The sequence below is a fragment of the Microbacterium sp. KSW4-4 genome, assembly GCF_023091185.1.
GTDB classification, from domain to species: Bacteria; Actinomycetota; Actinomycetes; order Actinomycetales; family Microbacteriaceae; genus Microbacterium; species Microbacterium paraoxydans.
On the sequence record NZ_JAHWXJ010000002.1, the window covers coordinates 431945 to 458701 of the forward strand.

The 26757-nt window shown below is 71.2% G+C and carries 24 protein-coding genes; 15 read left to right on the top strand and 9 right to left on the bottom strand.

The window, feature by feature from the left end:
* The first annotated feature begins 8 nt into the window (after positions 1–8).
* The 4 genes from KZC57_RS11680 to KZC57_RS11695 all read left to right on the top strand — a co-directional run bounded on the left by KZC57_RS11680 (position 9) and on the right by KZC57_RS11695 (position 4496).
* On the top strand, positions 9–1049 hold the full coding sequence (locus tag KZC57_RS11680; protein WP_025103982.1) for a carbohydrate ABC transporter permease: 1041 nt from the start codon (positions 9–11) through the stop codon (positions 1047–1049).
* Complete coding sequence (locus KZC57_RS11685; protein ID WP_105949141.1) at positions 1046–1936, top strand: carbohydrate ABC transporter permease; 891 nt, start codon at positions 1046–1048, stop codon at positions 1934–1936. The genes KZC57_RS11680 and KZC57_RS11685 overlap by 4 nt, the downstream gene beginning before the upstream one ends.
* Before the next feature lie 5 nt (positions 1937–1941).
* Positions 1942–3372, top strand: coding sequence for a GH1 family beta-glucosidase (locus KZC57_RS11690; protein ID WP_247641828.1), 1431 nt, complete (start codon positions 1942–1944; stop codon positions 3370–3372).
* Positions 3373–3500: 128 nt separating this feature from the next.
* Entirely contained in the window at positions 3501–4496 is a 996-nt protein-coding gene (locus tag KZC57_RS11695; protein ID WP_060922871.1) for a LacI family DNA-binding transcriptional regulator, read from the top strand.
* Positions 4497–4579: 83 nt separating this feature from the next.
* Here the strand turns inward: KZC57_RS11695 and KZC57_RS11700 are convergent, their stop codons facing one another.
* The gene (locus KZC57_RS11700; protein WP_060922866.1) at positions 4580–5389 is read right to left on the bottom strand and encodes a M57 family metalloprotease; all 810 of its coding nucleotides are present in this window, start codon (positions 5387–5389) and stop codon (positions 4580–4582) included.
* A gap of 475 nt (positions 5390–5864) precedes the next feature.
* Here KZC57_RS11700 and KZC57_RS11705 point away from each other — a divergent pair, with 475 nt between their 5' ends.
* Positions 5865–6533, top strand: a complete 669-nt coding sequence (locus KZC57_RS11705; RefSeq protein ID WP_105949143.1) for a TetR/AcrR family transcriptional regulator — start codon at positions 5865–5867, stop codon at positions 6531–6533.
* A gap of 10 nt (positions 6534–6543) precedes the next feature.
* Here the strand turns inward: KZC57_RS11705 and KZC57_RS11710 are convergent, their stop codons facing one another.
* Positions 6544–7200, bottom strand: coding sequence for a GntR family transcriptional regulator (locus KZC57_RS11710; RefSeq protein ID WP_082750116.1), 657 nt, complete (start codon positions 7198–7200; stop codon positions 6544–6546).
* 148 nt (positions 7201–7348) lie between these two features.
* Between KZC57_RS11710 and KZC57_RS11715 the strand changes: the two genes are divergently transcribed.
* The 5 genes from KZC57_RS11715 to KZC57_RS11735 are packed head-to-tail and all read left to right on the top strand — an operon-like array spanning position 7349 to position 13456.
* Complete coding sequence (locus KZC57_RS11715; protein WP_060922868.1) at positions 7349–8626, top strand: NRAMP family divalent metal transporter; 1278 nt, start codon at positions 7349–7351, stop codon at positions 8624–8626.
* A gap of 1 nt (position 8627) precedes the next feature.
* Positions 8628–9392, top strand: coding sequence for a LamB/YcsF family protein (locus KZC57_RS11720; protein WP_247641829.1), 765 nt, complete (start codon positions 8628–8630; stop codon positions 9390–9392).
* Between the two features lies 1 nt (position 9393).
* Positions 9394–10194 (top strand): putative hydro-lyase, encoded by an 801-nt coding sequence (locus tag KZC57_RS11725; RefSeq protein ID WP_247641830.1) that lies wholly within the window; start codon positions 9394–9396, stop codon positions 10192–10194.
* A complete protein-coding gene (locus KZC57_RS11730) occupies positions 10194–11744 on the top strand; it encodes an urea amidolyase family protein (RefSeq protein ID WP_247641831.1) in 1551 nt (516 codons plus the stop codon). Before KZC57_RS11725 ends, KZC57_RS11730 begins: the two co-directional genes overlap by 1 nt.
* The gene (locus KZC57_RS11735) at positions 11741–13456 is read left to right on the top strand and encodes a biotin carboxylase N-terminal domain-containing protein (protein ID WP_247641832.1); all 1716 of its coding nucleotides are present in this window, start codon (positions 11741–11743) and stop codon (positions 13454–13456) included. The genes KZC57_RS11730 and KZC57_RS11735 overlap by 4 nt, the downstream gene beginning before the upstream one ends.
* Positions 13457–13992: 536 nt before the next feature.
* On the opposite strand, the gene KZC57_RS11740 is transcribed toward KZC57_RS11735, so the two are convergent.
* On the bottom strand, positions 13993–15348 hold the full coding sequence (locus KZC57_RS11740) for a uracil-xanthine permease family protein (RefSeq protein ID WP_062766125.1): 1356 nt from the start codon (positions 15346–15348) through the stop codon (positions 13993–13995).
* A 100-nt stretch (positions 15349–15448) separates the two neighbouring features.
* The gene (locus KZC57_RS11745; protein WP_060922443.1) at positions 15449–16324 is read right to left on the bottom strand and encodes a phosphoribosylaminoimidazolesuccinocarboxamide synthase; all 876 of its coding nucleotides are present in this window, start codon (positions 16322–16324) and stop codon (positions 15449–15451) included.
* A gap of 184 nt (positions 16325–16508) precedes the next feature.
* Here KZC57_RS11745 and KZC57_RS11750 point away from each other — a divergent pair, with 184 nt between their 5' ends.
* The 4 genes from KZC57_RS11750 to KZC57_RS11765 all read left to right on the top strand — a co-directional run bounded on the left by KZC57_RS11750 (position 16509) and on the right by KZC57_RS11765 (position 21027).
* Positions 16509–17141, top strand: coding sequence for a PadR family transcriptional regulator (locus KZC57_RS11750; protein WP_306304911.1), 633 nt, complete (start codon positions 16509–16511; stop codon positions 17139–17141).
* The gene (locus KZC57_RS11755; RefSeq protein ID WP_217582813.1) at positions 17138–18670 is read left to right on the top strand and encodes a DHA2 family efflux MFS transporter permease subunit; all 1533 of its coding nucleotides are present in this window, start codon (positions 17138–17140) and stop codon (positions 18668–18670) included. Before KZC57_RS11750 ends, KZC57_RS11755 begins: the two co-directional genes overlap by 4 nt.
* Positions 18671–18817: 147 nt before the next feature.
* Entirely contained in the window at positions 18818–20302 is a 1485-nt protein-coding gene (locus tag KZC57_RS11760) for an amino acid ABC transporter substrate-binding protein/permease (protein ID WP_144881453.1), read from the top strand.
* Positions 20299–21027: an amino acid ABC transporter ATP-binding protein gene (locus tag KZC57_RS11765; RefSeq protein ID WP_060922441.1), complete on the top strand. Its 729-nt coding sequence runs from the start codon at positions 20299–20301 to the stop codon at positions 21025–21027. The genes KZC57_RS11760 and KZC57_RS11765 overlap by 4 nt, the downstream gene beginning before the upstream one ends.
* Before the next feature lie 159 nt (positions 21028–21186).
* On the opposite strand, the gene purD is transcribed toward KZC57_RS11765, so the two are convergent.
* Entirely contained in the window at positions 21187–22464 is a 1278-nt protein-coding gene (purD, locus tag KZC57_RS11770; RefSeq protein ID WP_247641833.1) for a phosphoribosylamine--glycine ligase, read from the bottom strand.
* 147 nt (positions 22465–22611) lie between these two features.
* Positions 22612–23286 (bottom strand): CoA pyrophosphatase, encoded by a 675-nt coding sequence (locus KZC57_RS11775; RefSeq protein WP_060922439.1) that lies wholly within the window; start codon positions 23284–23286, stop codon positions 22612–22614.
* 49 nt (positions 23287–23335) lie between these two features.
* Here KZC57_RS11775 and KZC57_RS11780 point away from each other — a divergent pair, with 49 nt between their 5' ends.
* Entirely contained in the window at positions 23336–23704 is a 369-nt protein-coding gene (locus tag KZC57_RS11780) for a sterol carrier family protein (RefSeq protein WP_217582796.1), read from the top strand.
* Here the strand turns inward: KZC57_RS11780 and KZC57_RS11785 are convergent.
* The 3 genes from KZC57_RS11785 to KZC57_RS11795 are packed head-to-tail and all read right to left on the bottom strand — an operon-like array spanning position 23701 to position 26650.
* The gene (locus KZC57_RS11785) at positions 23701–24474 is read right to left on the bottom strand and encodes a heme ABC transporter ATP-binding protein (RefSeq protein WP_247641834.1); all 774 of its coding nucleotides are present in this window, start codon (positions 24472–24474) and stop codon (positions 23701–23703) included. The two genes, KZC57_RS11780 and KZC57_RS11785, sit on opposite strands and share 4 nt — an antisense overlap.
* A complete protein-coding gene (locus KZC57_RS11790; protein WP_247641835.1) occupies positions 24471–25544 on the bottom strand; it encodes an iron ABC transporter permease in 1074 nt (357 codons plus the stop codon). Before KZC57_RS11790 ends, KZC57_RS11785 begins: the two co-directional genes overlap by 4 nt.
* Positions 25541–26650, bottom strand: coding sequence for a hemin ABC transporter substrate-binding protein (locus KZC57_RS11795; protein ID WP_217582789.1), 1110 nt, complete (start codon positions 26648–26650; stop codon positions 25541–25543). Before KZC57_RS11795 ends, KZC57_RS11790 begins: the two co-directional genes overlap by 4 nt.
* Between the last annotated feature and the right edge of the window lie 107 nt (positions 26651–26757).

The window sequence follows — 26757 nt, forward strand, 5'->3', positions numbered from 1 at the left end:
ACACGCCCATGACCCTCACCGCCCCGCCGGCGGAGCCGCAGGCCGCCGCCCCCGCAGCGGCGGACGCTCCGCCGCGACGCTCCTGGCGCACCCGCGTCTCCCGTTTCGACCACCGCGCCTCACCGTACTTCTACATCTCCCCGTTCTTCCTCCTCTTCGGGCTCATCGGCCTCTTCCCGCTGCTGTACACGGTGTGGGTCGCGGTCCACGAGTGGGACCTGTTGAAGGGCGAGGGACCGTTCGTCGGCTTCGGCAACTTCGCGGCGATCCTCGGCGACGGCATGTTCTGGAACTCCATCCGGAACACGCTGAGCATCTTCCTGCTCTCCGCCATCCCGCAGCTCGCCGTCGCTTTGGTGATCGCCTACCTGCTGGACCGCGGACTGCGGACGCCGACGTTCTGGCGGATGAGCGTCCTCATCCCGTTCGTGGTCACCCCGGTCGCCGTGGCGATCATCTTCTCCAGCATCTTCAACGAGGCGGACGGGCTGGCCAACAACCTCCTCAACCTCGTCGGCATCGCCGATCAGCAGTGGAAGCACGACACGGTCCTGTCGCACATCGCGATCGCGGTCATGGTGAATTTCCGCTGGACCGGCTACAACGCCCTCATCCTCCTCGCCGCGATGCAGGCCGTGCCGCGCGACCTCTACGAATCGGCCGCGCTCGACGGTGCCGGGGCGGTGCGGCGGTTCTTCGCCATCACGATCCCCACCATCCGTCCCACGCTGATCTTCGTCATCATCACCGCGACCATCGGCGGTCTGCAGATCTTCGCCGAACCGCGGCTGTTCGACGTCTCCACCGCGGGCGGCATCGGCGGCAGCGATCGGCAGTTCCAGACCACCGTGCTGTTCCTCTGGGAACTGGCGTTCTTCCGCCGGAACCTCGGGGAGGCCTCGGCCGTCGCGATCCTGCTCTTCCTGCTGATCGTCGCGATCGGCCTCATCAACTTCCTGATCTCCCGGCGCATCGCCACCGGAGACGCCCCGAAGAACCGCGCGGCCCGACGCCGCATCCGCCCGACTGGGAAGGAGGAGGCGCGATGACCGCCACCCAGGCCCTCAGCGTGCCGGAGCGCATCCGCCGCCGGCGCGGCACCGCGAGCGGGAGCGCCGGCCTCGGCAGCCGCCCGGGCTTCCTCACCTACGGGCTCCTCGCGGCCTTCGTCATCGGCGGCGCCTATCCGCTGTGGTGGTCGTTCGTCGTCGCGAGCGGGACCAACGCGACCCGCGGCGAGACCCTGCCCCTCATCCCCGGCGGCAACTTCCTCGCGAACGCGGCGAAGGTGTTCGACGCGATCCCGTTCTGGCTCGCCCTGGGCAACTCGTTGCTCATCTCGACGATCATCACGATCTCCGTCGTCACGTTCTCGACCCTGGCCGGCTACGCGTTCGCGAAGCTCCGCTTCCGCGGGCGGGACGGCCTCATGGTGTTCGTGATCGCGACCATGGCCATCCCCACGCAGCTCGGCATCATCCCGCTGTTCATGCTGATGCGCGAACTCGGCTGGACGGGGACGATCGGTGCGGTGATCGTGCCGACCCTCGTCACGGCCTTCGGGGTGTTCTTCATGCGGCAGTACCTCGTGGACGTGATCCCGGACGAGCTCATCGAGGCCGCCAGGGTCGACGGCGCGAACCAGTTCCGCACCTTCCTCACCGTCGGGGTGCCCGCGGCGCGGCCGGCCATGGCGATCCTCGGACTGTTCACGTTCATGACCGCCTGGACCGACTACCTCTGGCCCCTGATCGTGCTCTCCCCCCAGAACCCGACGCTGCAGACGGCGCTCAGCCAGCTGCAGTCCGGCTATTACATCGACTACTCGATCGTGCTCACCGGCGCGGTGCTCGCGACCCTTCCGCTCCTCGTGCTCTTCGTGATCGCGGGGCGGCAGCTGGTCAGTGGCATCATGGCGGGCGCGGTGAAAGGATGACCCCTATGACGCGTGCCTTCCCCTCGGACTTCCTCTTCGGCGCGGCGACCGCGGCCTACCAGATCGAGGGCGCCGCCTTCGAGGACGGGCGGACGGCGTCGATCTGGGACGCCTTCTGCCGGGTGCCGGGGGCCGTGGTCGGCGGCGACGACGGGGATGTGGCGTGCGACCACTACCACCGGTATCCGCAGGACGTGACGCTGATGAAGGAGCTCGGGCTTCAGACGTACCGCTTCTCCACCTCGTGGTCGCGGGTGCGCCCGGACGGTGGCGCGGTCAACCAGGCGGGGGTCGACTTCTACAGCCGCCTCGTCGACGAGCTCCTCGCGGCCGACATCCTGCCTTGGCTCACGCTGTACCACTGGGACATGCCGCAGGCCCTGCAGGAGGTCGGCGGCTGGACGAACCGCGACGCCGTCGACCGCTTCCTGGAGTACGCAGGCACCATGCACGACGCCCTCGGCGACCGCGTGAACGTGTGGACGACGCTGAACGAGCCGTGGTGCTCGTCCTTCCTCTCCTACACCGGGGGCGAGCACGCCCCGGGGCACACGAGCGTCGCCGAGGGGCTGCTGGCCTCGCACCACCTGCTCCTCGCGCACGGCGCGACGGTACGGGAGCTCCGCGGCCGCGACGCCTCCCTCAACCTGGGCATCACGCTGAACCACACGGTGGCCGATCCCGCCGACCCGCAGAACCCCGCGGACGTGGACGCCGCCCGGCGGCTGGACGGCCAGTTCAACCGGTGGTTCCTCGACCCCATCTACCGGGGCGCCTACCCCGCCGACACCGTGGAGGACATCCGCGCAGTGGACCCCGAGGCCGTGGCGCGGTTCGAGGCGGCCGTGCACGAGGGCGACCTCGACACCATCGCCCAGCCCATCGACACGCAGGGCGTGAACTACTACCACGGCGACCTCGTGTCCGGCACGGGGCCCGAGGACGCGGCGGTGTCCAGCGGCCCGGAGACGGCGCACGTGACGCGGAGCCCGTATCCCTCGCACGAGGGCATCCATGCCGTCGAGCGCGGACTACCGCGGACCGCCCAGGGCTGGGAGGTCCAGCCGGAGGGACTCACGCGACTGCTGCAGCGGCTCTGGACCGAGTACGCCGAGCCCGCGGGCGTGGTGCTCTCGGTGACGGAGAACGGCGCGGCCTACGACGACACCGTCGTGGTGGAGGACGGGGAGACGCGGGTGCCCGATGCCGACCGCGCCGCGTTCCTGCGCGCGCACCTCGACGCCGTGCTCGACGCCAGGGACAGTGGCGTGGACGTCCGCGGCTACTTCTACTGGTCCCTCTTCGACAACTTCGAGTGGGCCTGGGGCTACGACAAGCGCTTCGGGATCGTCCGCGTGGACTACGACACCCAGGAGCGGACGGTCAAGGACTCCGGCCGCGAGTACGTCCGGATCATCGCCGCCCGGTCCCTCTGACCCGTTCGAATCGCCCGATTGGCCCCATCTGCGGCCGAAATGGGACCAATCGGGCGATTCGAAGCGGGGGTTTTCACGGCCTGGCTCCGGGTGGATGAGAATGGGGCGATGGAAGAGAGCAAGCGATGATGTCGCCCCGCGCGACCATCGAGGAGGTCGCGGCCGCCGCCGGCGTGTCCCGGTCGACCGTGTCGCGGGTGGTCAACGGGTCGACCGCGGTCAGCCCGGAAGCGCTCGCCGCCGTGCGCGCCGCGATCGACGAGCTCAACTACGTGCCGAACCGCGCCGCGCGCTCGCTCGCCTCCCGGCAGACGCACGCGATCGCCCTCATCGTCCCCGAGGACACGACCCGATTCTTCGGCGACCCGTTCTTCGCGGCGATCGTGGCCGGCATCACCGGCGCCCTCCGCAGCTCCGACTACCTGCTGAACCTTCTGATCGCGAGCGACGACCCCGGCGACAAGATGACGAGCTTCGTGCGCAATGGCGGCGTCGACGGCGCGCTCATCGTGTCGCACCACACGAGTGACGCGTTCGTCGACCGGATCGCCGACGCGGTCCCCGTGGTCTACGGCGGCCGTCCGGTGCGGCGGGCCGAGGGCGACTACGTGGTCGACGTCGACAACGTCGCCGGCGCACGGGCGGCCACGCAGCGCCTCGTCGACATCGGACGCACGCGCATCGCCACGATCTCCGGTCCGCTCACGATGCCCTCGTCGACCGACCGCGTGCAGGGGTTCCGCGCCGCGCTCGCCGCCGCGGGGCTGTCTCCTTTCGCGGAGGAGGAGGGCGACTACAGCGAGGCGAGCGGAGCCGATGCCGCCCGCCGTCTGCTCGCGGAAGGGCGACCGGACGCGATCTTCGTCGCCAGCGACCTCATGGCCCGCGGAGCGCTCACGGCGCTGCGGGGTGCCGGGGTGCGGGTGCCTGAGGACATCGCACTCGTCGGCTTCGACGACTCCTCGGTGGCCCTCACCACGGATCCGCCTCTGACGACGATGCGCCAGCCCATGTACGCCCAGGGCGAGGCGATGACGCAGGTGCTGCTCTCCCGGCTCGCGGGGGAGGACCCGCCTCGGACGACCATCCTGCCGACGGAGCTCGTCGTCCGCGGCTCCGCCTGAGCCGCACCGACCGCGGACACGGGTGAGGCCCGGTCGCGGAACGACCGGGCCTCGGTGGTGCCGGAGCGCGTCTGACGAGAGCGTCAGTTCCCGTAGAGCGAGACGACGCCGCTGCGGTCGACGCTGGTCATCGACAGATCGGCCGAGCTGCCGTTGCACTGCGGGTAGTGCATGATCGACGACGAGTCGTACGGCGTGAGCGGACGCCAGTTGTTGTCCTCGAAGCAGGTGCCCGCCTCCGGGCGGGTGTGCTCATGGCGGAAGCCGAGGACGTGGCCGAGCTCATGGCCGAGCACGTTCGTCGGGGTCCACGCTCCGGCGCTCCAGATCGAGTCGTCGATGAGGACGTTCTGCTGGCGGGCCGGCGTGCTGGGGAAGAAGGCGCGGGCGATGTACTGCGTCGTGGCCACCGGCTCGACGGAGAAGACGACGGCGTTGTTCCGCGTGGTGCAGTTGGCGTCGGCGCTGCTCACGTAGCGGAAGTCGACCTTCGAAGACGCGGACTCCCAGAGCGCCGCGCCGCCCTCCATCGCCCGGACGACGTCGGCGTGCCGGCTGCCGAACTTCGTGCTCACGCAGTAGGTGAGGTTGGCCACCTGTGCGGCCGACCACTTGTCATCGATGTTGTTGACCGTGTTGACGATGAGGCCATCGTTGAGGGTCTCGGGGCCGACGAGCCGGTCGTAGAACGCGCGCAGCTCCTTCTTGTTCGAGATCACCTCATCGCCGTTGACGACGTAGGCGCCGTCGACGTCCCGATAGGTCGACGCCGCGAACTCCTGGTACGAGGGCGCGGAGTCGTCGGGGGACGCGGCCGTGGCGGGGATGACCGCGCTGAGGCTGAGCGCGGCCGCCGCGGTGGCGGCGAGCGCGAGTTTTCTGGTGAATCGCATGGAAGATCCTCTTCGATCTGAGCGGTGCCGCGCGCCCGGTGAGCGAGCGGACTCCGGCCGGAACGGTGAGCATCGCTGCCACCGAGGGGCCGAAGCCCGCTCACGCTAACCGCGCGATTTCGACGGGGTCAAGGCGCGACACGGCCCGTCGCCCGCTTTCTGCACTCAGGTCAGGAATCGGTCAGATCGGTCGCCGTCGAAGGTGCCGCCACGGCTCGGCCGGACGTCGGCACCGGCGGTCGACGACCGGGCCTGGTCGTCGGTCCCTCGTCGTAGGCCGGAGGTCGAGGATGACCACGGACGCGTCTCCGCCACCCCCTCCATCGGCGTGAGACGCGTCCGTGGCCCGCTGCGGCGAACCCCCGCGCCGCGAGTGCTCGCACCCTCCATAGGTTGAACGAGCATTCAGTGATTAATCTATCCCGAGACGGCCCGTGAGGGAATTCCGCCGGACGACCCGGGAGGTGGACACCGCATGGCGCGATCGGATGCGCAGAATCGTCTGGCGCGAGAGCGCGCCAGGGAGAACATCCTCCAGGCGGCGATCGAGGTGTTCAGCGAACGCGGCGTCGCCGGGGCGGGCATCGCCGAGATCACGCGTCGCGCCGGAGTCGCCCAGGGGTTGGTGAACTACCACTTCGGCGGCAAGGACCAGCTCGTCGGCGCGGTGATCGACCGCTGGTTCGAGACGGTCCTGGCCTTCGCGCAGGTCGAGGGCACGCCCGACGAGATGCTGGCCGCGATCATCGACGGGGCGATCGGGGCGACAGCCTTCGCGATGCCTCTGCAGCGCGCGGTGCTCGCCATGCAGCAGCAGCCGCTCACCCATCGGCTGTTCGCGGAGTCGGAGCAGCGCTACGCCGAGGGTGCGGCGGTCGCGGAGGATGCCGTGCGCGCCGTCTTCCGCGCCCGAGGCGCCGAGGACCCGGCCCTGGAGGAGGTCATGCTCCGCAGCACCCTGGAGGGGGTGTTCGTGAAGTACTGCGTCTTCGGCGACACGTATCCGCTCGAGGACGCGCGGCGCTGGCTGCACCGCCGGTACGGTCTCCCGGAGCCGACCGCCGCGTTGCCTGGGCTGCCGGCCTCGCCCCGGGGCGAACCCCGACCCCGCGCCACGGCGGCGCTGCGGACCGACGCGTCCTGAGTCGCCGCGCTCAGTCGAGCTGCATCCGCGCGAACGCGCCGAGCACGACCCGCTCCGACTGCACGAGGTACCGCTCCAACTCGGCTGCGCCGGCCTCCGCGCCGCGGGTGAGGAACGTGTCGAGGACGGCGCGGTTCTTCCGGACGAACGGCTCGTGCAGGGCGCGGGGGTCGTCGATCTTGAGGAAAGCGAGCCGCAGCTCCGCCGCGACGTTCCGGTAGGTGCGGGCGAGACGAGGGCTGTCGGCGAGATCGACGAGGGCGACGTGGAAGGCCATGTTCGCGCTGCCGACCGCGCGCCAGGCGGACGTGTCGTCTGCCGAGACCCCGGCCACGGCGGCCTCGGCCGCGGCGACCGCGTCGGTCATGCGCTGGACGGCGGGATGCTCGGGCTCGGACTGCCGCAGAGCCGTGCACTCGATGACCCGGCGGGCGCGGTAGATGTCGATGACGTCGGCGATCGAGGGAGAGGCGACCGAGACGCCGCGGTGCGGGATGTGCTCGACGAGGCCCTGTTCCGCGAGCACCCGGAATGCCTCGCGCAGGGTGTTGCGCGACACGTCGAAGCGCTCGGCCAGAGCCGATTCGGACAGCCGGGAGCCCGGGGCGACGTCGCCGTCGATGATGCGCTGACGGAGCACGTCGGCGAGCGGGCCCTGCTGGTTCATGCCTTCATCGTAGGGCGGCATCACGCCGATCATTACCGAAAAGCAATCGCGCTGTAGCACGACGGAAACATGATTGTTGAACAATCGGGTTCTGTCCGTTCTACACTGGGGGTCACCCGACACCCACCAACGACGATGGGACCCCCCTATGTCCGAGCAGTCCGCCCCCGCCCTCACCCCCGAGGACGAAGCCCGCGCCGCCCACGCGAAGAAGCGCGCCGGCCGCAGTGCCGTCATCGGCGCCATCTTCCTCATGGCCACGAGCGCCATCGGCCCCGGCTTCATCACCCAGACCGCGACGTTCACCGCCCAGATGGGCGCCGCCTTCGCGTTCGCCATCCTCGTGTCGATCCTCGTCGACATCGCGGTGCAGCTGAACATCTGGCGCATGATCACCTCGTCCGGCAAGCGTGCCGGCGAGCTCGCCAACAGCGCCATCCCGTTCTCCGGCCACGTCATCGCCGTCCTCGTCGTCATCGGCGGACTCGCGTTCAACATCGGCAACATCGCCGGTGGCGGCCTGGGTCTGAACGCCCTCCTGGGGCTCGACCCGAAACTCGGCGGCGCGCTCACGGCGGCCCTCGCGATCATCATCTTCCTCGTGAAGAAGGCCGGCAAGGTGATGGACATCGTGCTGATCGTCCTCGGCATCGGGATGATCGTGATGACCCTCGTCGTCGCGTTCATCGCCCAGCCGCCGGTCGGCGACGCCCTGCGCCAGACCTTCGTGCCCGACCAGCTCAACTTCGCCACCATCACCACGATCGTCGGCGGCACGGTCGGCGGCTACATCACCTACTCCGGCGCCCACCGCTACCTCGACTCCGGCCACGTGGGGCCGCAGTACGCGAAGCCCGTCATGCGCGCCGCCGCCAACGGCATCCTGGTGACCGGCATCATGCGCTACGTGCTGTTCCTCGCGATCCTCGGTGTGGTGGCCTCCGGCGTGGCGCTCGACCTCTCCTCGCAGGCCGCGAACCCGGCCGGGCAGGCGTTCGGTGCGGTGCTCGGCGACGCGGGGCTCCGGGTCTTCGGCGCGATCTTCTGGGCCGCCGCGATCAGCTCGGTCATCGGTGCCGCGTACACCTCGGCGACGTTCCTCTCGACGTTCACCGCCAAGCTCCGCGGCGGCTGGCCGCTGCAGCTCGCCACCGTCGCGTTCATCGTCGTGTCGCTGGCGGTCTACCTGGCGATCGGCACGGCCCCGGCCGCGATCCTCGTCTTCGTCGGCGGCTTCAACGGCCTGATCCTCCCCATCGGCCTCACGGTGTTCATGTACATCGGCTGGTTCCGCCGCGACCTGCTCGGCGACCGGAAGTACCCGATGTGGCTGCTCATCGCGGGCACCGTCGTGACCGCGCTCACCTGGTACATGGGCGCCGTCTCGATCGGCCCCATCTTCGCCTTCCTCGGAATCGGAGCGTGACATGGCGACCATCGACCTGAACTCGGACCTGGGCGAGAACGTCCCCGACCGGATCGTCAGCGACGACGCGAGCATGCTCGAGATCGTCACGAGTGCGAACGTGTCGTGCGGGTTCCACGCGGGCAGCCCGGAGGGGATCCGCGAGACCCTGGCCGCGGCCGTCGCCGGCGGCGTCGTGATCGGCGCCCACCCCGGGTACCGCGACTACGAGAACTTCGGGCGCACGAAGGTCGACATCGACTCGGCCACGCTGCAGGCGCACGTGGAGTACCAGCTCGGTGCTCTCCTCGGGCTCACCGCGGCGGTCGGCGGGCGGGTCACCTACGTCAAGCCGCACGGGGCGCTCTACAACACCATCGCCCGCGACGAGCGGCAGTCGAAGGACGTCGTGGCGGCCATCAAGGCGGTCGACCCCTCGCTCGTGCTGCTCGGCCTCGCCGGCGGCGTGGTGCTCGACGTCGCCGAGCGCGCAGGACTCGCGGTCGCCGCGGAGGCCTTCGCCGATCGGGCCTATCAGCCGGACGGCCAGCTCGTCTCGCGCACCGAGGAGGGGGCCGTGCTGCACGACCCCACCGCGGTAGCCGAGCGGATGGTGCGCCTGGCCGCAGACGGCGTGATCCGGGCGATCGACGGCACCGACGTGGCCGTATCCGCGCAGTCGATCTGCGTGCACGGCGACAGCCCCGGCTCGGTCGCGATGGCCGCGGAGACGAAGCGCCTGCTGCAGGCGGAGGGCATCGCCATCGCCCCGTTCGCCGGAGTCTGACGTGGCCGTGCTCGCGACTCCCGCACAGCTCGCCGACGCCCGGGCCGCCCGTGCGGCGCACCGGGCCGGCCACTCCGCGCCGACCAGCGGCGTCGCCCCGGGGCTGACCCAGGCGAACCTCATCGCGGTGCCCGCGGACTGGGCCTTCGAGACCCTCCTCTACGCGCAGCGCAACCCGAAGCCCTGCCCCGTCCTCGAGGTGATCGAGCAGGGCGAGGTGGAGTCGCGGCTCGCGCCGGGCAGCGACATCCGCACCGACATCGGGCGGTACCGCATCTGGCGGGACGGCGCGCTCGTGGAGAAGGTGTCCGACGCGACGGCGGCGTGGGACGAGCATCCCGACCTCGTCGCCTTCCTCATCGGCTGCAGCTTCACGTTCGAGACGGGTCTCGTCGAGGCCGGGATCCCGATCCGTCATCAGGAGCTCGGGCGCAACGTGCCGATGTACCGCACGGCGGTGGACTGCACCCCGGCCGGACGGCTGCGCGGCGAGATGGTGGTCTCGATGCGTCCGATCCCCGCGGACCGCGTGGCCGATGCCGTGCAGATCTCCGGGCGCACCCCGGCCGTGCACGGTGCGCCCGTGCACATCGGCGACCCGGCGTCGCTCGGTATCGCCGATGTGATGGCGCCGGACTTCGGGGACGCCCCCGAGATCCGCCCCGGCGAGATCCCCGTGTTCTGGGCGTGCGGCGTGACCCCGCAGGCGGCGATCATGGCGTCGAAGCCGCCGTTCGCGGTCACCCACGCCCCGGGCTACATGTTCGTCACCGATGTGCCGGATGCGGAGTACCGGGTCTGATGCGCATCCTCACGGCCTCCGACAGCGCGCTGCTCGTCGAGGCGGACGACCTCGAGCAGGCTATGCGGCTGAACCTCGCGTGGAGCGACGTGCCCGGCGTGCTCGAGCGCATCCCCGGCGCCCGCACGGTGCTCGTGCGCTTCGATCCGCACCGCACCTCGGCCGCCGCGCTCGCCGAGGTGCTGGCCGCGACCGAGGTCGACGCCGCGGCGCTGCCCGATGCGGGCGAGGTCACCATCCCGGTCCGCTACGACGGGGAGGATCTGGACGAGGCGGCCGCGCTCCTCGACGTCTCGGCGGAGGAGCTGGTGGCCCGTCACCTCGCCGCCGACTGGCGGGTGGCCTTCTCCGGCTTCGCTCCCGGCTTCGGCTATGCCGTGAGCGGCGACCCCCTCTTCGACGTGCCGCGGCGGTCGTCGCCCCGCACCCGGGTGCCCGCCGGCTCCGTCGCGCTCGCCGGGGCGTTCAGCGGCGTGTACCCGCGGGAGAGCCCGGGAGGCTGGCAGCTCATCGGACGGACCGCCCTGGAGATGTGGGACATCGACCGGGACCCGCCGGCGCTGCTCGCGCCGGGTCGCCGCGTGCGCTTCGTGCGTGCGGAGCGGGAGTCGGTCGCGGCGTCGCCGGCATCGGCTGCCGCGACGCGCATCGACCGCCGTGAGGACGGTCCGGCGGTCGAGGTCGTGCGACCGTCGCTGCAGCTCCTCGTGCAGGACGCGGGTCGCCCCGGCTTCGCGGCGCTGGGCGTCTCGGCCTCCGGCGTCGCCGATCGCGTCGCGATGCATGCGGCGAACCGGGCGGTGGGGAACGTGCCTGCCGCAGCCGTGCTGGAGAGCGTCGGCGGGGCCGTGCTGCGCTTCCACGGCGCGGGCGTGGCCGCCGTCACCGGGGCCACGGGCACGCTCACGCTCACCGACGCCGACGGCACGGAGCGCACGCTTCTCCCCGGCGTGCCGTTCGCGACCGTCGACGGCGACGAGCTCACGCTGGGGCACCCGGAGCGCGGACTCCGGTCCGTGATCGCCGTCCGCGGCGGTCTCGCTCCGGCCGCGGCGCTCGACAGCCGCGCGACCGACACGCTCGCCGGACTGGGCCCGGCGCCGCTGACCGCGGGCGATCTCCTTCCGATCGGGGCTGCCGCGGTGGCCGCCGTCGAGCCGGACCCGGTGCCGCGCCCCCTTCCCGCGGCCGGGGAGCTGGTCGCGCTGGAGATCACGCTCGGCCCGCGCGACGACTGGTTCACGGCCGCCGGCATCGACGCGCTCACCGCGCAGGAGTGGACGGTCACGCCGCGCTCCGACCGTGTGGGCATCCGCCTGCACGGCGACGTGCCCCTGGAACGCGAGGTCGGCGGTGAGCTGCCGAGCGAAGGCGCCGTGACCGGGGCTATCCAGGTGCCGCCGGACGGTCAGCCCGTGCTCTTCCTCCCCGATCATCCGCTCACCGGCGGCTACCCCATCATCGGTGCCCTCACCGACCGCAGCCTCGATCTCGCCGCCCAGCTTCCGCCGGGCGTGCGGGTGCGTTTCACCGTCAAGGAGACCTCATGACCACTGTGCTGATCGCCAACCGCGGCGAGATCGCGGTCCGCGTGATCCGTGCGTGCGCCGAGGCCGGCTACACCTCGGTCGCCGTCTACGCCGATCAGGACGCGGATGCCCTGCACGTGCGGCTCGCGGACGAGGCGATCGGCCTGGGCGGCGACACCGCGGCGACGACATACCTGTCCATCGAGGCGCTGATCGACGCGGCTCGCCGCAGCGGCGCCGACGCCGTGCACCCCGGCTACGGCTTCCTGTCCGAGAGCGCCGCCTTCGCGCGGGCCGTCGAGGACGCCGGACTCGTCTGGATCGGGCCCTCCCCGGAGAGCATCGACGCGCTCGGCGACAAGATGACCGCGCGCCGGATCGCGCAGCGCGTCGGGGCTCCGCTCGCCGCGGGCACGGATCAGCCGCTGTCCGGACCGCAGGAGGCGGTGGCGTTCGCCGAGGAGCACGGTCTGCCCATCGCGATCAAGGCCGCGTTCGGCGGCGGAGGTCGCGGGCTCAAGGTCGTCCGCGAGCTGTCGGAGGTCGCCGACGCGTTCGACGCGGCCACCCGCGAGGCGACCGCCGCGTTCGGCCGCGGGGAGTGCTTCGTGGAGCGCTTCCTGGAGAGCCCGCGGCACATCGAGGTGCAGGTGCTCGGCGACGGGCGCGGCGGCGTGGTCGTCGTGGGCGACCGCGACTGCTCGATGCAGCGACGCAACCAGAAGCTCATCGAGGAGGCGCCCGCGCCCGGTCTCACGGCGGCGCAGCGGACGGCGTTCCACGACGCGGCACGGGCGATCTGTGCCGAGGTGCACTACCGCGGCGCCGGCACGGTCGAGTTCCTCCTCGCCGCGGACGGCACGATCTCGTTCCTCGAGGTGAATACCCGGCTGCAGGTGGAGCACCCCGTGACCGAGGAGGTCACCGGGACTGACCTCGTCCGCGAGCAGTTCCGTATCGCGTTCGGCGAGGGGCCGTCGTTCACCGAGACCCCGGCGCCGACCGGGCACGCGTTCGAGTTCCGCATCAACGCCGAAGACCCCGGCCGCGGGTTCCTGCCCAGCCCCGGACGGGTGGACGGTCTGCGCATCCCCGGTGGACCCGGCGTGCGGTGGGACAGCGGCATCGAGGCCGGAGACACCGTGCAGCCCGCGTTCGACTCGATGATCGCGAAGCTCATCGTGCACGCGGACACCCGGGACGCGGCTCTCGTCCGTGCGCGTCGGGCGCTGCGGGAGCTCGCGGTCGAGGGTCCGGCGACCGTGATCCCGTTCGACCTCCGCGCCATCGACGACCCCGCGTTCGCGACCGCGACCTTCGCCGTGCACACCCAGTGGATCGAGACCGTGCTGCTCCCGGCCCTGGAGGCTCAGCCACGCCCCGCGGTCGCCCCGGTGTCCGGACTGCAGCGGTTCCCGGTGGAGATCGACGGCCGCCGCGTGATGCTCGGTCTGCCCGCAGAACTGCTGGCCGGCATCGGCCGTCCGGCGGGAGAGGTCGCGGCCCCCGTGTCCTCAGCGGATCCCTCCGAGCTGCGGGTCCCCGCGCCGGGCACGCTCGTCCGCTGGCTCGTCGACGACGGGGCCGAGGTGGCCGAGGGAGACCCGGTGGCCGTGCTCGACGCGATGAAGATGGAGACCACGGTCACCGCGCACCGCGCCGGCACGCTCACCCCGCGCGCGGACACGGGCGCGACCCTCTCCGCCGACGCCCTCCTCGCCACGATCGCCTGACCCCGCCCCGGTCCCCCTCCGCGTGCGGAGTGCAAAAACACCCTTCCCGCACCCCTCAGACGCCCCTTTCCGATCCCGCACGCTCTGATCCCGCCAGCGCCCCCCGCGTGAGAGTGCGAATACGGTCCTCCCGCCCGCCGGGCACGCCCGTTTCCGATCCCGCCCCCTCCGACCGGGGGACGTCCCCCGCGTGCGAGTGCGAATACGCCCCTCCCGCCCGCCGGGGGCGCCCCTTTTCGACCCTGCACCGTAGAGGCCGGATCCGCGGACACCGCGCGGGCCGGGGGCGTTCCTGTCTGGAGAGTGCGAAGGTGCACCTTCCGGAGACCCGGAAGGCCCCATTTCGATCCCGCACGCGGCTCGGCCGACCAAGGCCGAGCGAGTGCGAAAACGCCCCCTCGTCGTGTGAGGAAGGGGCGTTTTCCATCCGGACCGTGAATACCCCCGGGAGGGCGCACCCCCCGTCACCCGGTGCGAGTGCGAGAACGGGCCTCCGCGGGGTGCGGGAGGGGCAACAACCGTCCCGCATGTGAGCGTTACGCGGGGTCGCCGCCGAGGGGGCCGACGGGCTCGAGAGGCTTCGGGTCGTCGGCACCCGTCTTGCGCGCGCGGGCGATGAGGTTGCCCAGGTGATAGATCAGCAGCGCCGCGACCGTCCCGAGCACGATCCCGCCGAAGGCGAAGTCGCCGAGCTGCATCGTGAACCCGGCGATGCCGATCACGAGCGAGACCGCTGCGGTGTACTGGTTGACCGGACGCGAGAAGTCGACCCGGCTGTCCACCCAGATCTTGATGCCGATGATGCCGATGAGGCCGTAGAGCGCCGTCGTCGCACCGCCGAGCACGCCCGCGGGGATCGAGTTGAACACCTCGCCGACCTTGGGGGAGAACGCGAGGAGGATCGCGAACAGACCCGCCACCCAGTACACGGCGGTGGAGTACACACGGGTCGCGGCCATGACACCGATGTTCTCGCCGTAGGTCGTGGTGCCCGAGCCGCCGAAGCCACCGGCGATGGTCGTGGCGACACCGTCGGCGATGAGGGCGCGACCGGTGTGGCGGTTGATCGCGGGGTCCTCGGTCATGGTCGCGACGCCGCGCACGTGACCGACGTTCTCCGCGATGAGCACGAGCACGACCGGCAGGAACATCGCGATGGTCGACCAGGTGCCTGGCTCGACGAAGTCCGGGAACTGGAAGTGCGGGAGGCCGATCCACGGGGCGTCCGCGATGAGCTCGGCAGGGGTCTTGTCGCCACGGAGCGGGTTGGGCACCTCGAACGAGCCGTTGAAGGCGGCCCAGATGAAGCCGACGGCGACGCCGAGGAAGATCGAGATCCGGCCGAGGAAGCCCCGGAAGAGCACGGCGAAGAGGATGATCGCGACGAGGGTGATCGTGGCGGTCACGGGGTCGAGCGCGAAGTTGCTCCAGGCGGTGGGGGCGAGGTTGAAGCCGATCAGCGCGACGATGGCACCGGCGACGACCGGGGGCATCAGGGCGTCGACCCAGCGGAGACCGACGAACTGCACGACGAGACCGACGACCGCGAGGAGCACGCCCACGGCGACCACGCCCGCGAGGGCGGAGCCGGTGCCGCCCGCCGCGACGGCCGCGGTGATGGGGGCGATGAAGGCGAACGAGGAGCCGAGGTAGCTCGGCAGCTGATTCTTCGTGATGAGGAGGAAGAGCAGCGTGCCGATGCCGCTGAAGAGCAGGGTCGTCGACACCGGGAAGCCGGTGAGCGTCGGCACGAGGAACGTGGCGCCGAACATCGCGACGACGTGCTGCGCGCCGATGGCGATGGTCGCGGGCCAGGACAGACGTTCCTCGGGGGTGACGACGGCGCCGGGCTCGACGGTGCGGCCGTTTCCGTGCAGCTTCCACAAAGCCATGCGGGCTCCTCAGGGTTCGGGATCGGGGGCGGAGTGCTGGAGCAACACTACCGATTCCTGAGTTTTCCCTGTGCGTCCCGCGGCCGCGGGGAGCGCGACGTCAGGCGCCGAGGCGGTCGATGAGCTCCCGGTACCGGGCGGCCGTCCGAGCCACGACCTCCTCGGGCAGCACGGGGGGCTCGCCCTGCTTGTCCCAGTTCGCCGCGAGCCAGTCGCGCACGATCTGCTTGTCGAAGCTCGCCATCCGCTCCGCCGGGGTCGACCCCGTGCGCCAGGCCTCGGCGTCCCAATACCGGGAGGAGTCGCTCGTGAGGACCTCGTCGGCGAGGCGGAGGATGCCGTCGGCGTCGGTCCCGAACTCGAACTTCGTGTCGGCGAGGATGAGCCCCTTCTCCTCGGCGATGGCCGCGGCACGACGGTAGATCGCGAGCGAGGCGTCGCGGAGCTCGGCCGCCCGGTCCGCCCCGACGAGCTCGACGACGCGGTCGAACGTGATGTTCTCGTCGTGTTCGCCCATCGGCGCCTTGTAGGCCGGGGTGAACAGCGGCTCGGGCAGGCGGTCGCCGTTCTGCAGGCCTGCCGGCAGGGCGATGCCGCACACGGTGCCGTGCTCCTGGTACTCGGCCCAGCCGGAGCCGGTGATGTACCCGCGCACGACGCACTCGATCGGCAGCATCTCGAGCGACTGGGCGAGCATGGCGCGATCCGCAACCTCCTCCGGCAGGTCGCCGTCCGTGAGGTGGTTCGGCACGTCGAGCTGGGCGAACCACCAGCGGCTGAGGCGCGTCAGCAGAGCGCCCTTGTCGGTGATGCCGGGGGAGAGCACGACGTCGAAGGCGCTCACCCGGTCGGACGCGACGACGAGGATGCGGGTGTCGGCCGGGTCCTCCGAGGCGTAGAGGTCGCGGACCTTTCCGGAGTAGAGGTGTCGCCACCCGGGGATGGCCTGCGCGTTTCCTGCGGACGGTGTGCTCACCCGCCCATTATCCCGGTGATGCGTCCTCTTCCGCGCCGAGGCCCCGTGTTCGCGTCGAGACCCCGGGGTGAGCGCGTCGGGACCCCGGGGTCTCGCCGGAAAACCGGGGTCTCGGCGGGGGAGAGGCGGGTGTATAGTCCATGTGGACTATTTAGCTGGGGCGACAGCAGATCGGGGGAGAGGCGTGGGGAAGAGCGGGGATGTGGTGGCGGGACTCACGCCGCTCGGGGTGATGGTGCTCGCGCTGCTCCGCGAGAGCGACATGCACCCGTACGAGATGGTGCGCCTGCTCCGCGCGCGTCACGACGACCGCCTCATCACCGTCACCAACGGCACGCTCTACCACACGGTCGCCCGGCTCCAGCGTGCCGGTCTGCTCGACGAGGTCGGCACGGATCGCGAGGGCAACCGACCGGAGCGGACGACCTACACCCTCACCGACGCCGGCCGGGAGGCGGTGGTCGCCTGGGTGCGTCGCGCCCTCCCCCGCATCGACCGCGAGACCGACGCCCGCGTCGCGCTCGCCGAGTCGCACAACCTCGACCGCGACGACGCCGTCGCGCTGCTGCAGGAGCGACGGGAGGCCCTCGTCGCCTCGTACGCGCTGCACCACGACGGCCTCGCCTCCGCCCGCGCCAAGGGCGTCCCGCCGCAGGTCCTCGTCGAGATCGAACGGCAGGAGGCGCTGCTCGACGCCGAGCTCCGCTGGCTCGACTCCCTCCTCACCCGCCTCGACGGCGACGAGCTCCGCTGGGGCCCCGACGCCTTCGACGACACCGACCGCTACCGCGCCCAGCGAAAGGCTGCACAGCAATGACCGATTCCCGTCAGACCTCGGGGCCCGAGACGGGGCCCTTCGCCGCCGGTCACGCGCCGAAGAGTCCGTGGCCCGCGCTCTGGGCGCTCGTCATCGGGTTCTTCATGATCCTCGTCGACACCACGATCGTCTCCGTCGCGAACCCGGCGATCAAGGCCGCCCTCGACCCCGACACGAACAACCTCGACAACGTCGTGTGGGTCACCAGCGCCTACCTGCTCGCCTATGCCGTGCCGCTGCTGATCACCGGACGACTCGGCGACCGCTTCGGGCCGAAGAACATCTACCTCATCGGGCTCGCGGTCTTCACCCTCGCCTCGCTCTGGTGCGGACTTTCGACGACGCTCGAGGGCCTGATCGCGGCCCGCGCGGTCCAGGGGCTCGGCGCCGCGTTGATGACCCCGCAGACCATGGCCGTCATCACCCGCACCTTCCCGCCGAACCGCCGCGGGGCGGCGATGGGCCTCTGGGGTGCTACGGCCGGCGTGGCCACGCTCGTCGGCCCGCTCGCCGGCGGTCTGCTCGTCGACGGCTTCGGCTGGGCGTGGATCTTCTTCGTGAACCTGCCCGTCGGCGTGGTCGCCTTCGTGCTCGCCTGGATCCTCGTGCCGAAGCTGAAGACGCACCCGCACCGGTTCGACCTCGTCGGCGTCGTGCTCAGCGCCGTCGCGCTGTTCCTCATCGTCTTCGGACTGCAGGAGGGCGAGAAGTACGACTGGGGGACCATCGCGGGCCCGATCTCGGTCTGGGGCCTCATCATCGCCGGCGTCGTGGTGCTCGCGCTCTTCATCGTGCAGCAGGCCCGCACCCGCAGCGAACCCCTCGTGCCGCTCGCGCTCTTCCGCGACCGCAACTTCTCCGGCGCGAACGTGGCGATCGCGGCGGTCGGCTTCACCGTCACGAGCATGTCGCTGCCGATGATGTTCTTCCTGCAGACGGCGCGTGGCCTCACCCCCACCGAGGCCGCGATGCTGCTCATCCCGATGGCCGTGCTGTCGGGCGTGCTCGCCCCGGTCGCCGGGAAGATCCTGGACCGTGTCGACCCACGCATCATCCTCGTCCCCGGCCTGCTCTGCGTCGCGGGTGCCCTGGTCTGGTACTCCGCCCTGACCACGATGGACACCCCGATCCTGATGTTCCTGCTGCCGTCCGCGCTGATGGGCATCGGCAACGCGGGCATGTGGGGGCCGCTGGCGACCACGGCCACGCGCAAGCTGCCGCCGCGGCAGGCCGGTGCCGGCGCGGGCATCTACAACACCACGCGCACCATCGGCTCGGTCATCGGCTCCGCCTCGATCGCCGCGTTCATGCAGTCGCGGCTGGAGGCCAACCTCCCCGGTCTGGCCGACGCTCCGGCCGGCACGGGCAGCGGCGCGCTGCCCCCGCAGGTCGCGGAGGGCTTCGCGGCCGGCATGTCCGAGACGCTGCTGCTCCCCGCCGGTGTGATCCTCATCGCGCTGGTCGCCTCGCTGTTCCTCCGTGGGCAGGATCGGAAGGACGAGGCCGTCGCCGCGACCCCTCCGGCGTGACCGCGATGACCCCGACACGCCGGTATCCACGCGGGTTCCGGCAGTGTCGGGCGTCTCTCCGAGATTCCGGTGCGCGGGAGGTGCAGGGTTAGGGTGGATGGTCGGCGGCCGCCGGGCCGCCCTTCCGAACCCCGAGGAGCACTCGACGTGAGCCGCCATCCATCCTCTCCGCCGAGCCGTCTGCGGCGGTTCGGCCGCACCGCCGGCGCGACCGCTCTCGCCGCGCTCGTCGCCGCCGGGGCGCTGCTCGCCGGAGCCGCGCCCGCCACCGCGGCCGACGACGGTGAGACCTACGTCATCGGCACCGACACGACCTTCGCGCCGTTCGAGTTCACGAACGAGTCCGGCGACCTGGTCGGCATCGACATGGATCTCCTGCGCGCGATCGCCGAGGACCAGGGCTTCGACGTGGAGATCCGCCAGCTCGGGTTCGACGCCGCCGTGCAGGCGCTGCAGTCGAACCAGGTCGACGCCGTCATGGCCGGGATGTCGATCACCGAGGAACGCCAGCAGACCTTCGACTTCAGCGACCCGTACTTCACGAGCGGCGTGCAGCTGGGCGTGCTCGAGTCCAGCGACATCGAGTCCCTCGACGACCTCGACGGCAAGACCGTCGCGGTGAAGACCGGCACCCAGGGGCAGACCTTCGCCGAGGAGAACGCCGACGAGTACGGCTTCCGCATCACGCCCTACCAGGACACGACCGACATGGTCGACGCGGTCAAGGCGGGTCAGGCCGTCGGCTACTTCGAGGACTTCCCCGTGCTCGCCTACGGCATCCAGCAGGGGTCCGGCTTCCGCCTCGTCGGCGAGCCGGCGCTCGGTGGCGAGTACGGCTTCGCGGTGAACAAGGGCGAGAACGCCGAGCTCCTGGAGATGTTCAACGCCGGCCTCGCCAACCTGCAGGACTCCGGCGCGTACGACGAGATCGTGGACACCTACCTCGCGACGGGTGACGACGCGCAGGAGGCGCAGCCCACCGACATCATCTCGGTCGCGGTGAAGTACTGGCCGGCCCTGATGCAGGGTCTGTGGCTCACCATCCTCGCCACGATCGTCGCGGTGATCGCAGCCTTCATCCTCGGGATCATCTTCGGCTTCGGACGACTGTCGAAGTTCGCGCCGTTCCGCTGGATCGCGACCGCCTACGTCTACGTCTTCCGCGGGACCCCGATCCTGATCCAGGCGTTCTTCGTGTTCTTCGCCATCCCGCAGCTCATTCCGGACCTCAAGTTCGACCCGTTCGTGGCCGGTGCGATCACCCTGTCGTTGAACACCGGTGCGTACATGACGGAGATCATCCGCGGCGGAATCCAGGCCGTCGACCCCGGTCAGGCGGAGGCGTCGCGCTCGCTCGGCCTCAGCCACTGGAAGACGATGCGCAAGGTCGTGCTGCCGCAGGCGTTCCGGATCATGATCCCGTCGTTCGTGAACCAGGGCATCATCACGCTGAAGGACACCTCGCTCATCAGCGTCATCGGTCTCGCCGAGCTGACGTTCGTCTCGCGACAGATCATCGCCTCGACGTATCTCTCGGCGCAGGTGCTGACGATCGTCGCCATCATCTACTTCGTCGTGATCACGCTGCTGACGCTGCTCGCGAACCGCCTGGAGAGGAAGGCCAACGCATGAGCAAGATCGAGGTCAGGGACCTGCACAAGTCGTTCGGCGACAACGAAGTGCTCAAGGGCATCGATCTCACGGTCGAGGACGGTGAGGTCATCGCCGTGATCGGCCCCTCCGGCTCGGGCAAGTCGACGCTGCTGCGCTGCCTCAACAAGCTCGAGGAGCCGACGTCGGGGCACGTGATCATCGACGGGGTCGACCTCACCGACAAGAGCGTGAAGCTGGACGAGGTGCGTCAGCGCATCGGCATGGTGTTCCAGCACTTCAACCTGTTCCCGCACATGACCGTGCTGGAGAACATCACGCTCGCCCCGGTCGAGCTCGGCCGCATGACGAAGGCCGAGGCCCGCGACCGCGCCCGCTCGCTGCTCGAGCGCGTCGGCCTGTCGGAGAAGGCGGACGCGAAGCCCGCGTCGCTCTCCGGCGGTCAGAAGCAGCGCGTGGCCATCGCCCGTGCACTCGCGATGGACCCGGAGATCATGCTGTTCGACGAGGCCACCAGCGCCCTCGACCCGGAGATGGTCGGCGAGGTGCTGCAGGTCATCCGCGACCTCGCCGAGGGCGGCATGACCATGGTGCTCGTGACCCACGAGATGGGCTTCGCGCGCGAGGTGTCCGACCGCACGGTCTTCATGGACGGCGGCGTCGTGGTCGAGGAGGGCACCCCCGCCGACCTGTTCGGCGCCCCCAAGAACGAGCGCCTTCAGGACTTCCTGTCCAAGGTCCTCTGACCCCGTTCGAGTCACTCAAATGGCTGCATCCCCGGTCGGGATGCAGCCATTTGCGCTACTTCAACGGGGACGGTCGCCGACGGTCCCGGGCTTCGAGTCGCTTGAATGGCTGCATCCCCGGTCGGGATGCAGCCATTTGCGTTACTTCAACGGGGACGGTCAGTCAGCGACGCGGGCAGCGATGTCGGTGCGGTGGTGGGACCCCTCGAGGCGGATGCGGCCGAGGGCGTCGTAGGCGCGGTCGCGGGCGGTGCGGAAGTCCGGGGCCACGGCGACGACGTTCAGCACACGGCCACCCGTCGCGATGAGCGAACCCCCCGGGGCGTCGGGGCTCGCGGTCGCGGCGTGCACCAGGCGGACCCCCTCCACGGCGGCGGCCTCGTCCAGACCCTCGATCGGACGCCCGGTCTGCGGCGCCTCCGGATACCCCTCGCTCGCCAGGACCACGGTGATCGCGACCTCATCGCGGAACACGGGCTCCGGCTGGTCCTCGAGGGTGCCGGAGGCGGCGGCGAAGAGGAGCTGGGACAGCGGGGTCTCCAGTCGCGGGAGCACGACCTGGGTCTCCGGGTCGCCGAAGCGCGCGTTGAACTCGATCACGCGCACGCCCTGCGGGGTGAGGATGAGACCGGCGTAGAGGAGTCCGATGAACGGGGTCCCCTCCGCGTCGAGCTGCCGGACGACCGGGAGGGCGACGTCGCGGGTGACCTCTTCCACGAACGCCTGCTCGCTGCCGAACTGCTCCGCGAGCCAGGGCAGCGGCGAGTACGCCCCCATGCCGCCGGTGTTGGGGCCGGCGTCGCCGTCGAGGGCCCGCTTGAAGTCCTGTGCCGGGCTGAGGGCGCGCACGGTGTCGCCGTCGCTGAGGAAGAACAGTGAGACCTCGGGGCCGGACAGGAACTCCTCGACGAGGACGGGGCCGGCCGGGAGGTACTGCTCCGCGTGCGCCACGGCCTCGGCGCGGTCGGAGGTGACGATGACGCCCTTGCCCGCGGCGAGCCCATCGGCCTTGACGACATAAGGGGCGCCCAGCTCGTCGAACGCGGCCTCGACCTCGCCGACCGTGGCGGCGCGGACCGCGCGGCCCGTCGGCACACCGGCGGCGTCCATGACGCGCTTGGCGAAGGCCTTGGAGCCCTCGAGCTGCGCGGCGGCCTTGCCCGGACCGAACACGGGGATGCCGCGACCGCGGAGCTCGTCCGCGACGCCTGCCACGAGAGGGGCCTCCGGGCCGATGACGACGAGGTCGATCGCGTGCTCGTTCGCGAAGGCGGTGACCGCGGCGCCGTCGAGCGGGTCGAGGGCGACGGGTGTCGCGTCCTGCGCGATGCCGGCGTTGCCGGGGGCGACGAGGATCTCGTGCGCGGTGGACTCGGCGCGCAGCGCCAGGATGATCGCGTGCTCACGGGCACCGGAACCGAGGACGAGGATCTTCACCCGTCCAGCCTATCGAGGCACGTGCGCGGGGTTTCGGCCCGTCCCGCGTTCACAACTCAGGACGATCGGCGCGGCAGCCGGGATCCGACGGCATATCCGGACCGATCCGCCGCGGTTCTCCTGAGTTGTGCACGGAGGTCGGCGGGGTCAGAGCGCGATCGGCCGCTCGGCCGCGGTGTCCCAGGGCACGGTCCACCCGGTCGCGTCGAACAGCGCGTCGAGCACCATGGCGGTGAAGCCCCACACGATCGTGCCGTCGACGTCGAACGCAGGTCCGCGGAACGTGCGGCCGGCACGGGAAAGGGTCGAGGTGAAGCGGGTCGCCGGGTCGAGGAGCTGCGCAACGGGGACGCGGAACACCTCGACGGTCTCCGCGTGGTCGACGGCGACGACGCGTGACGGCGACTGCCACCAGGCGAGCACAGGGGTGACGAGGTGGTTGCTCGCGGCGAGGGGGATCACGGGAAGCGTGGCGAGCACCTCGACCCCCGCGGGATCGAGGCCGGTCTCCTCCTCGGCCTCGCGCAGCGCCGTGGCGACCGCGTCGGCATCGGCCGCTTCGGCGCGCCCGCCGGGGAAGGAGACCTGGCCCGGATGCGAGGAGAGGGTCGGGGCGCGACGCTGCAGCAGGACGTCGAGGTCGCGCGCGACGGCCGCGTCGACGGTCGGTGCGGGGATGCGGTCGAGGACGCCGAAGAGGATGAGCACCGAGGCGTCGTGGGCGCGGCCCGGATCCGCGAGCGGAGGGATCGGCACGCTCCAGGAGTGGTCGGCCGCGGCGGCGAGCAGCTCGGCGCGGGCGCCCTGCGGATGCATGCTCATGCCATCGAGCTTATGACCGGGGCCGCCGCAGCGGATCTAGGGTGGGGGGATGGCCAGGAAGATCGACATCGTCGACGGACGCGCGGCGCTCGGTGCCGTGCGCGACGCCGAGGCCGCGGGGACGAAGCCGGCGCGGCCGGAGCTCGCCACCGCGGTGCGCTACCTGCTGCAGCTGCTCGATGAGAAGGCGCCGGGCAACAGCGTCGAGGTGCGCGTCCCGCCGTTCGGAGCCGTGCAGGTGATCCAGGGCCCGCGGCACACGCGTGGGACTCCGCCGAACGTGGTGGAGATGGACGCCGCCACGTGGATCGCGGTCGCCACCGGCGCGGAGGCATGGGCGGATGCCGCGACGGCCGGGCGCATCCACGCCTCGGGCACGCGTGCGGATCTCACCGGCGTCCTCCCGCTGCGCCCCTAGCGCCGGGCCACGACGAGCGGCACCCCGGTCAGCGGGTGCGGGAAGACATCGACGGGCTGTCCGTAGACCTCCTCGATCCGTGCGGCCGTGAGGACCTCGTCCGGCGTGCCGGTGGCGGCGACCCGACCGCCCGTGAGCAGAGTGACGCGGTCGGCGTGCGCGAGCGCGGCGTTGAGGTCGTGCAGCACGACCGCGACCGCGACCCCGGCCTCCGCCTGGGTGCGGACCACGCGCATGACGTCTTCGTGATGCTTGAGGTCCAGGGCCGCCGTCGGCTCGTCGAGCAGCAGGATCCCGGTGCTCTGGGCGAGCACGCGGGCCAGCGCCACCCGCGCGCGCTCACCGCCGGAGAGCGAGGGGACGGAGCGCTCCCGCAGCGCCGTGACCTCGGTCGTCGCCATCGCCGCCGCCACGGCGCTGTCGTCCTCCTCGGCGGCCGGACTCCGCGCCCACGGCGTGCGCCCCATCCGCACGACCTGCTCGACCGTGAAGGGGAAGGTGACGGCGTTCTCCTGCAGCAGCACGGCGCGTTGCCGGGCGAGATCGCGGGGACGCGTCCCCGCGACGGGGCGGCCGTCGAGGAGGACGGTGCCGGACGCCGGAGCGACGTCCCCCGCGAGCACGCCGAACAGGGTCGATTTGCCTGCGCCGTTCGGCCCGACGAGGGCGTGCACCTCGCCGGCGTGGATGTCGATGGCCGCGTCGTCGAGGATGGCGCGTCCGTCCCCGACGCGCACCGTGAGCCCCTGGCCCCGCAGGCGCGGACTCACGCCCATCCCCCCGACCGCCGCCGCGTCCGCACGAGGAGCCAGAGGAAGAACGGGCCGCCCACGAGGGAGGTGATCATGCCGATGGGGAGGTCTGCGAGCGGTACGGCCGTGCGCGCCACGAGGTCGGCGGCCGCGATGAGGAGGGCGCCGCCGAGGGCGGAGGCGATCACGAGCGGAAGGTGTGCGGGGCCGATCAGCATCCGCATGAGGTGGGGCACCACGAGACCCGCGAACCCGATGATCCCCGCGAAGGCGACCGCGGCGCAGACGAGCAGTGCCACCGTGACGATGACGACCATCCGCAGCAGCTCGACCGGCACGCCGAGATGTCGGGCGGTGCGCTCGCCGAGGGCGAAGAGGTCCAGACCCGGCGCCACGATCAGGGCGACGACGATCCCGATCGCCACGAGCGGTGCGACGAGCTGGATGTTCGACCAGAGGGCGCCGTTCAGCGAGCCGAGCTGCCAGAACACGATCTGCTCGCGCGTCGACGTCGTGCCGAGGAACGTGAGGAAGGCCATGCCGGCGCCGGCGATGGCGTTGATCGCGATGCCGGTGAGCAGCAGCGTGACCACTTCGGTGCGACCGCCGGAGCGGCTCAGGAGGTAGACGGAGAAGACGGCCGTGAGACCGCCGAGGAAGGCGAAAGCGGGCGTGGTCCACATGCCGAAGGTGGCCAGACCGAACGTGATGCTGGCCGCCGCTCCGAGCGCCGCGCCGGAGGAGACGCCGACGACGCCGGCGTCCGCGAGAGGGTTGCCGAAGATGGCCTGCATGAGCACGCCGGAGACCGCGAGCGCGGCGCCGACGAGCAGGCCGAGGACCAGTCGGGGGAGGCGGAGGTTGTAGATCACGCCGTCGTCGGTCGCCGCGGCCGGAGTCTCGGCGGTGTCGATGCCGAGGCCGCGCAACAGGACGTCCAGGAGCGCGGTCGGGGACAGGTCGTACTGCCCGCTCGTGATCGACGCGACGCCCGTGACGAGAAGGCCGATGACGAGGGCGACGACGACCGTCGCGAAGCGCAGTCCCCGATGCCGGGTCGGCGTCGGGGTGACGACCTCGCCGGTCACGAGGCCGGTTCCGGCGCGTACAGGGCTCGCGCGAGGGCGCTGATCACGTCGGCCGACCGCGGCCCGAAGCTGAGGATCTCGGCGTCGGCCATGTCGATCACGCGGCGATGCGCTCCTGCGGGGGTCTCGGCGATGGCGGGGATGCGTTCGATGAGCCCGTCGACGCCGCCGACCGATTCCAATCCGTCCGTCATCATCACGAGCACGTCGGGTTGCGCGGCGACGAGTGCTTCCGCGGTCATCGGCTTCATGCCCTCCCAGCCGATCTCCTCCGCGACGTCCACACCGCCGACCGCATCGATGAGGGAGTCCGCCCCGGAGTCCTCGCCGAAGATGTAGTACACGTTGGCGCTCCCGCGCACGTACAGGAAGAGCATGCGTGCGCGGTCCGTCTCCGCGGACGGGGTGACGTCGGCGATCTCCGCGATGGCGGCGTCGAGCTCGGCGTCGAGGCGGGCGCTGAGTGCCGTGCCGCGCGTCGGGACGCCGAGGGCCGTGGCGATCTCCGTCACGAGCGCGTCGGTGGTGTCGATCCGGCGGTCGCTGGAGATGACGACGACCGCGATGCCCGCATCCCGCAGCTGCTGGCGGACCTCCTTCGGGCCGATCGTGGTGTCGGTGAGCACGACGGTCGGGGCCAGTTCGAGGATGGCCTCCGGGTTGAGCGTGTGCCCGGTCTTGGTGACGACCGGGAGATCCTCGGTGCCGGGGAACTGCGTGGACGCGTCGCGTCCGACGACCTGATCGCCGAGCCCGAGCGCGAACACCGTGGCGGCGATCGTGCCGGAGATGTCGATCGGGAGGATGCGGTCGGTGTCCGTGATCTCGACCTCGCGGCCTTCGCTGTCGGTCACGGTGACCGGGAGCGCCGGGGCGGTGTCGTCTTCGACGGGCGCGACCGCGTGACTCGCGAGGCACGCGGTCGAGGGGCCTGTCGCTGCGCGCACGTCGGCGACCAGGTCGAGATCGGCGAGAGGAGTCGAGGCCTGCGGGCAGGCGTCGTCGACAGGGGGTGCCGCCGCCCCGGGGCCGGAGTCCGCCCCGGCGCACGCGGCCAGTCCGAGGGCCAGCGCGGCGGCGAGAAGCAGGGCAGGGGTGCGTCGCATTAGGCAAGGCTATCCTAAAACTTGACGCCCTCACTGGCGCCCCTCTACGCTCGGGATCGGCGGCTTGCTTAGCCAAGCCTAACCAAAGTCCACCTTCGCCCGACTGC

What these genes read in the sequence shown, in the direction of transcription:
- KZC57_RS11680 (WP_025103982.1), top strand. Translation starts at nt 9, where the DNA reads ATGACCCTCACCGCCCCGCCGGCGGAGCCGCAGGCCGCCGCCCCCGCA.
- KZC57_RS11685 (WP_105949141.1), top strand. Translation starts at nt 1,046, where the DNA reads ATGACCGCCACCCAGGCCCTCAGCGTGCCGGAGCGCATCCGCCGCCGG.
- KZC57_RS11690 (WP_247641828.1), top strand. Translation starts at nt 1,942, where the DNA reads ATGACGCGTGCCTTCCCCTCGGACTTCCTCTTCGGCGCGGCGACCGCG.
- KZC57_RS11695 (WP_060922871.1), top strand. Translation starts at nt 3,501, where the DNA reads ATGTCGCCCCGCGCGACCATCGAGGAGGTCGCGGCCGCCGCCGGCGTG.
- KZC57_RS11700 (WP_060922866.1), bottom strand. Translation starts at nt 5,389, where the DNA reads ATGCGATTCACCAGAAAACTCGCGCTCGCCGCCACCGCGGCGGCCGCG.
- KZC57_RS11705 (WP_105949143.1), top strand. Translation starts at nt 5,865, where the DNA reads ATGGCGCGATCGGATGCGCAGAATCGTCTGGCGCGAGAGCGCGCCAGG.
- KZC57_RS11710 (WP_082750116.1), bottom strand. Translation starts at nt 7,200, where the DNA reads ATGAACCAGCAGGGCCCGCTCGCCGACGTGCTCCGTCAGCGCATCATC.
- KZC57_RS11715 (WP_060922868.1), top strand. Translation starts at nt 7,349, where the DNA reads ATGTCCGAGCAGTCCGCCCCCGCCCTCACCCCCGAGGACGAAGCCCGC.
- KZC57_RS11720 (WP_247641829.1), top strand. Translation starts at nt 8,628, where the DNA reads ATGGCGACCATCGACCTGAACTCGGACCTGGGCGAGAACGTCCCCGAC.
- KZC57_RS11730 (WP_247641831.1), top strand. Translation starts at nt 10,194, where the DNA reads ATGCGCATCCTCACGGCCTCCGACAGCGCGCTGCTCGTCGAGGCGGAC.
- KZC57_RS11735 (WP_247641832.1), top strand. Translation starts at nt 11,741, where the DNA reads ATGACCACTGTGCTGATCGCCAACCGCGGCGAGATCGCGGTCCGCGTG.
- KZC57_RS11740 (WP_062766125.1), bottom strand. Translation starts at nt 15,348, where the DNA reads ATGGCTTTGTGGAAGCTGCACGGAAACGGCCGCACCGTCGAGCCCGGC.
- KZC57_RS11755 (WP_217582813.1), top strand. Translation starts at nt 17,138, where the DNA reads ATGACCGATTCCCGTCAGACCTCGGGGCCCGAGACGGGGCCCTTCGCC.
- KZC57_RS11765 (WP_060922441.1), top strand. Translation starts at nt 20,299, where the DNA reads ATGAGCAAGATCGAGGTCAGGGACCTGCACAAGTCGTTCGGCGACAAC.
- KZC57_RS11775 (WP_060922439.1), bottom strand. Translation starts at nt 23,286, where the DNA reads ATGAGCATGCATCCGCAGGGCGCCCGCGCCGAGCTGCTCGCCGCCGCG.
- KZC57_RS11780 (WP_217582796.1), top strand. Translation starts at nt 23,336, where the DNA reads ATGGCCAGGAAGATCGACATCGTCGACGGACGCGCGGCGCTCGGTGCC.
- KZC57_RS11795 (WP_217582789.1), bottom strand. Translation starts at nt 26,650, where the DNA reads ATGCGACGCACCCCTGCCCTGCTTCTCGCCGCCGCGCTGGCCCTCGGA.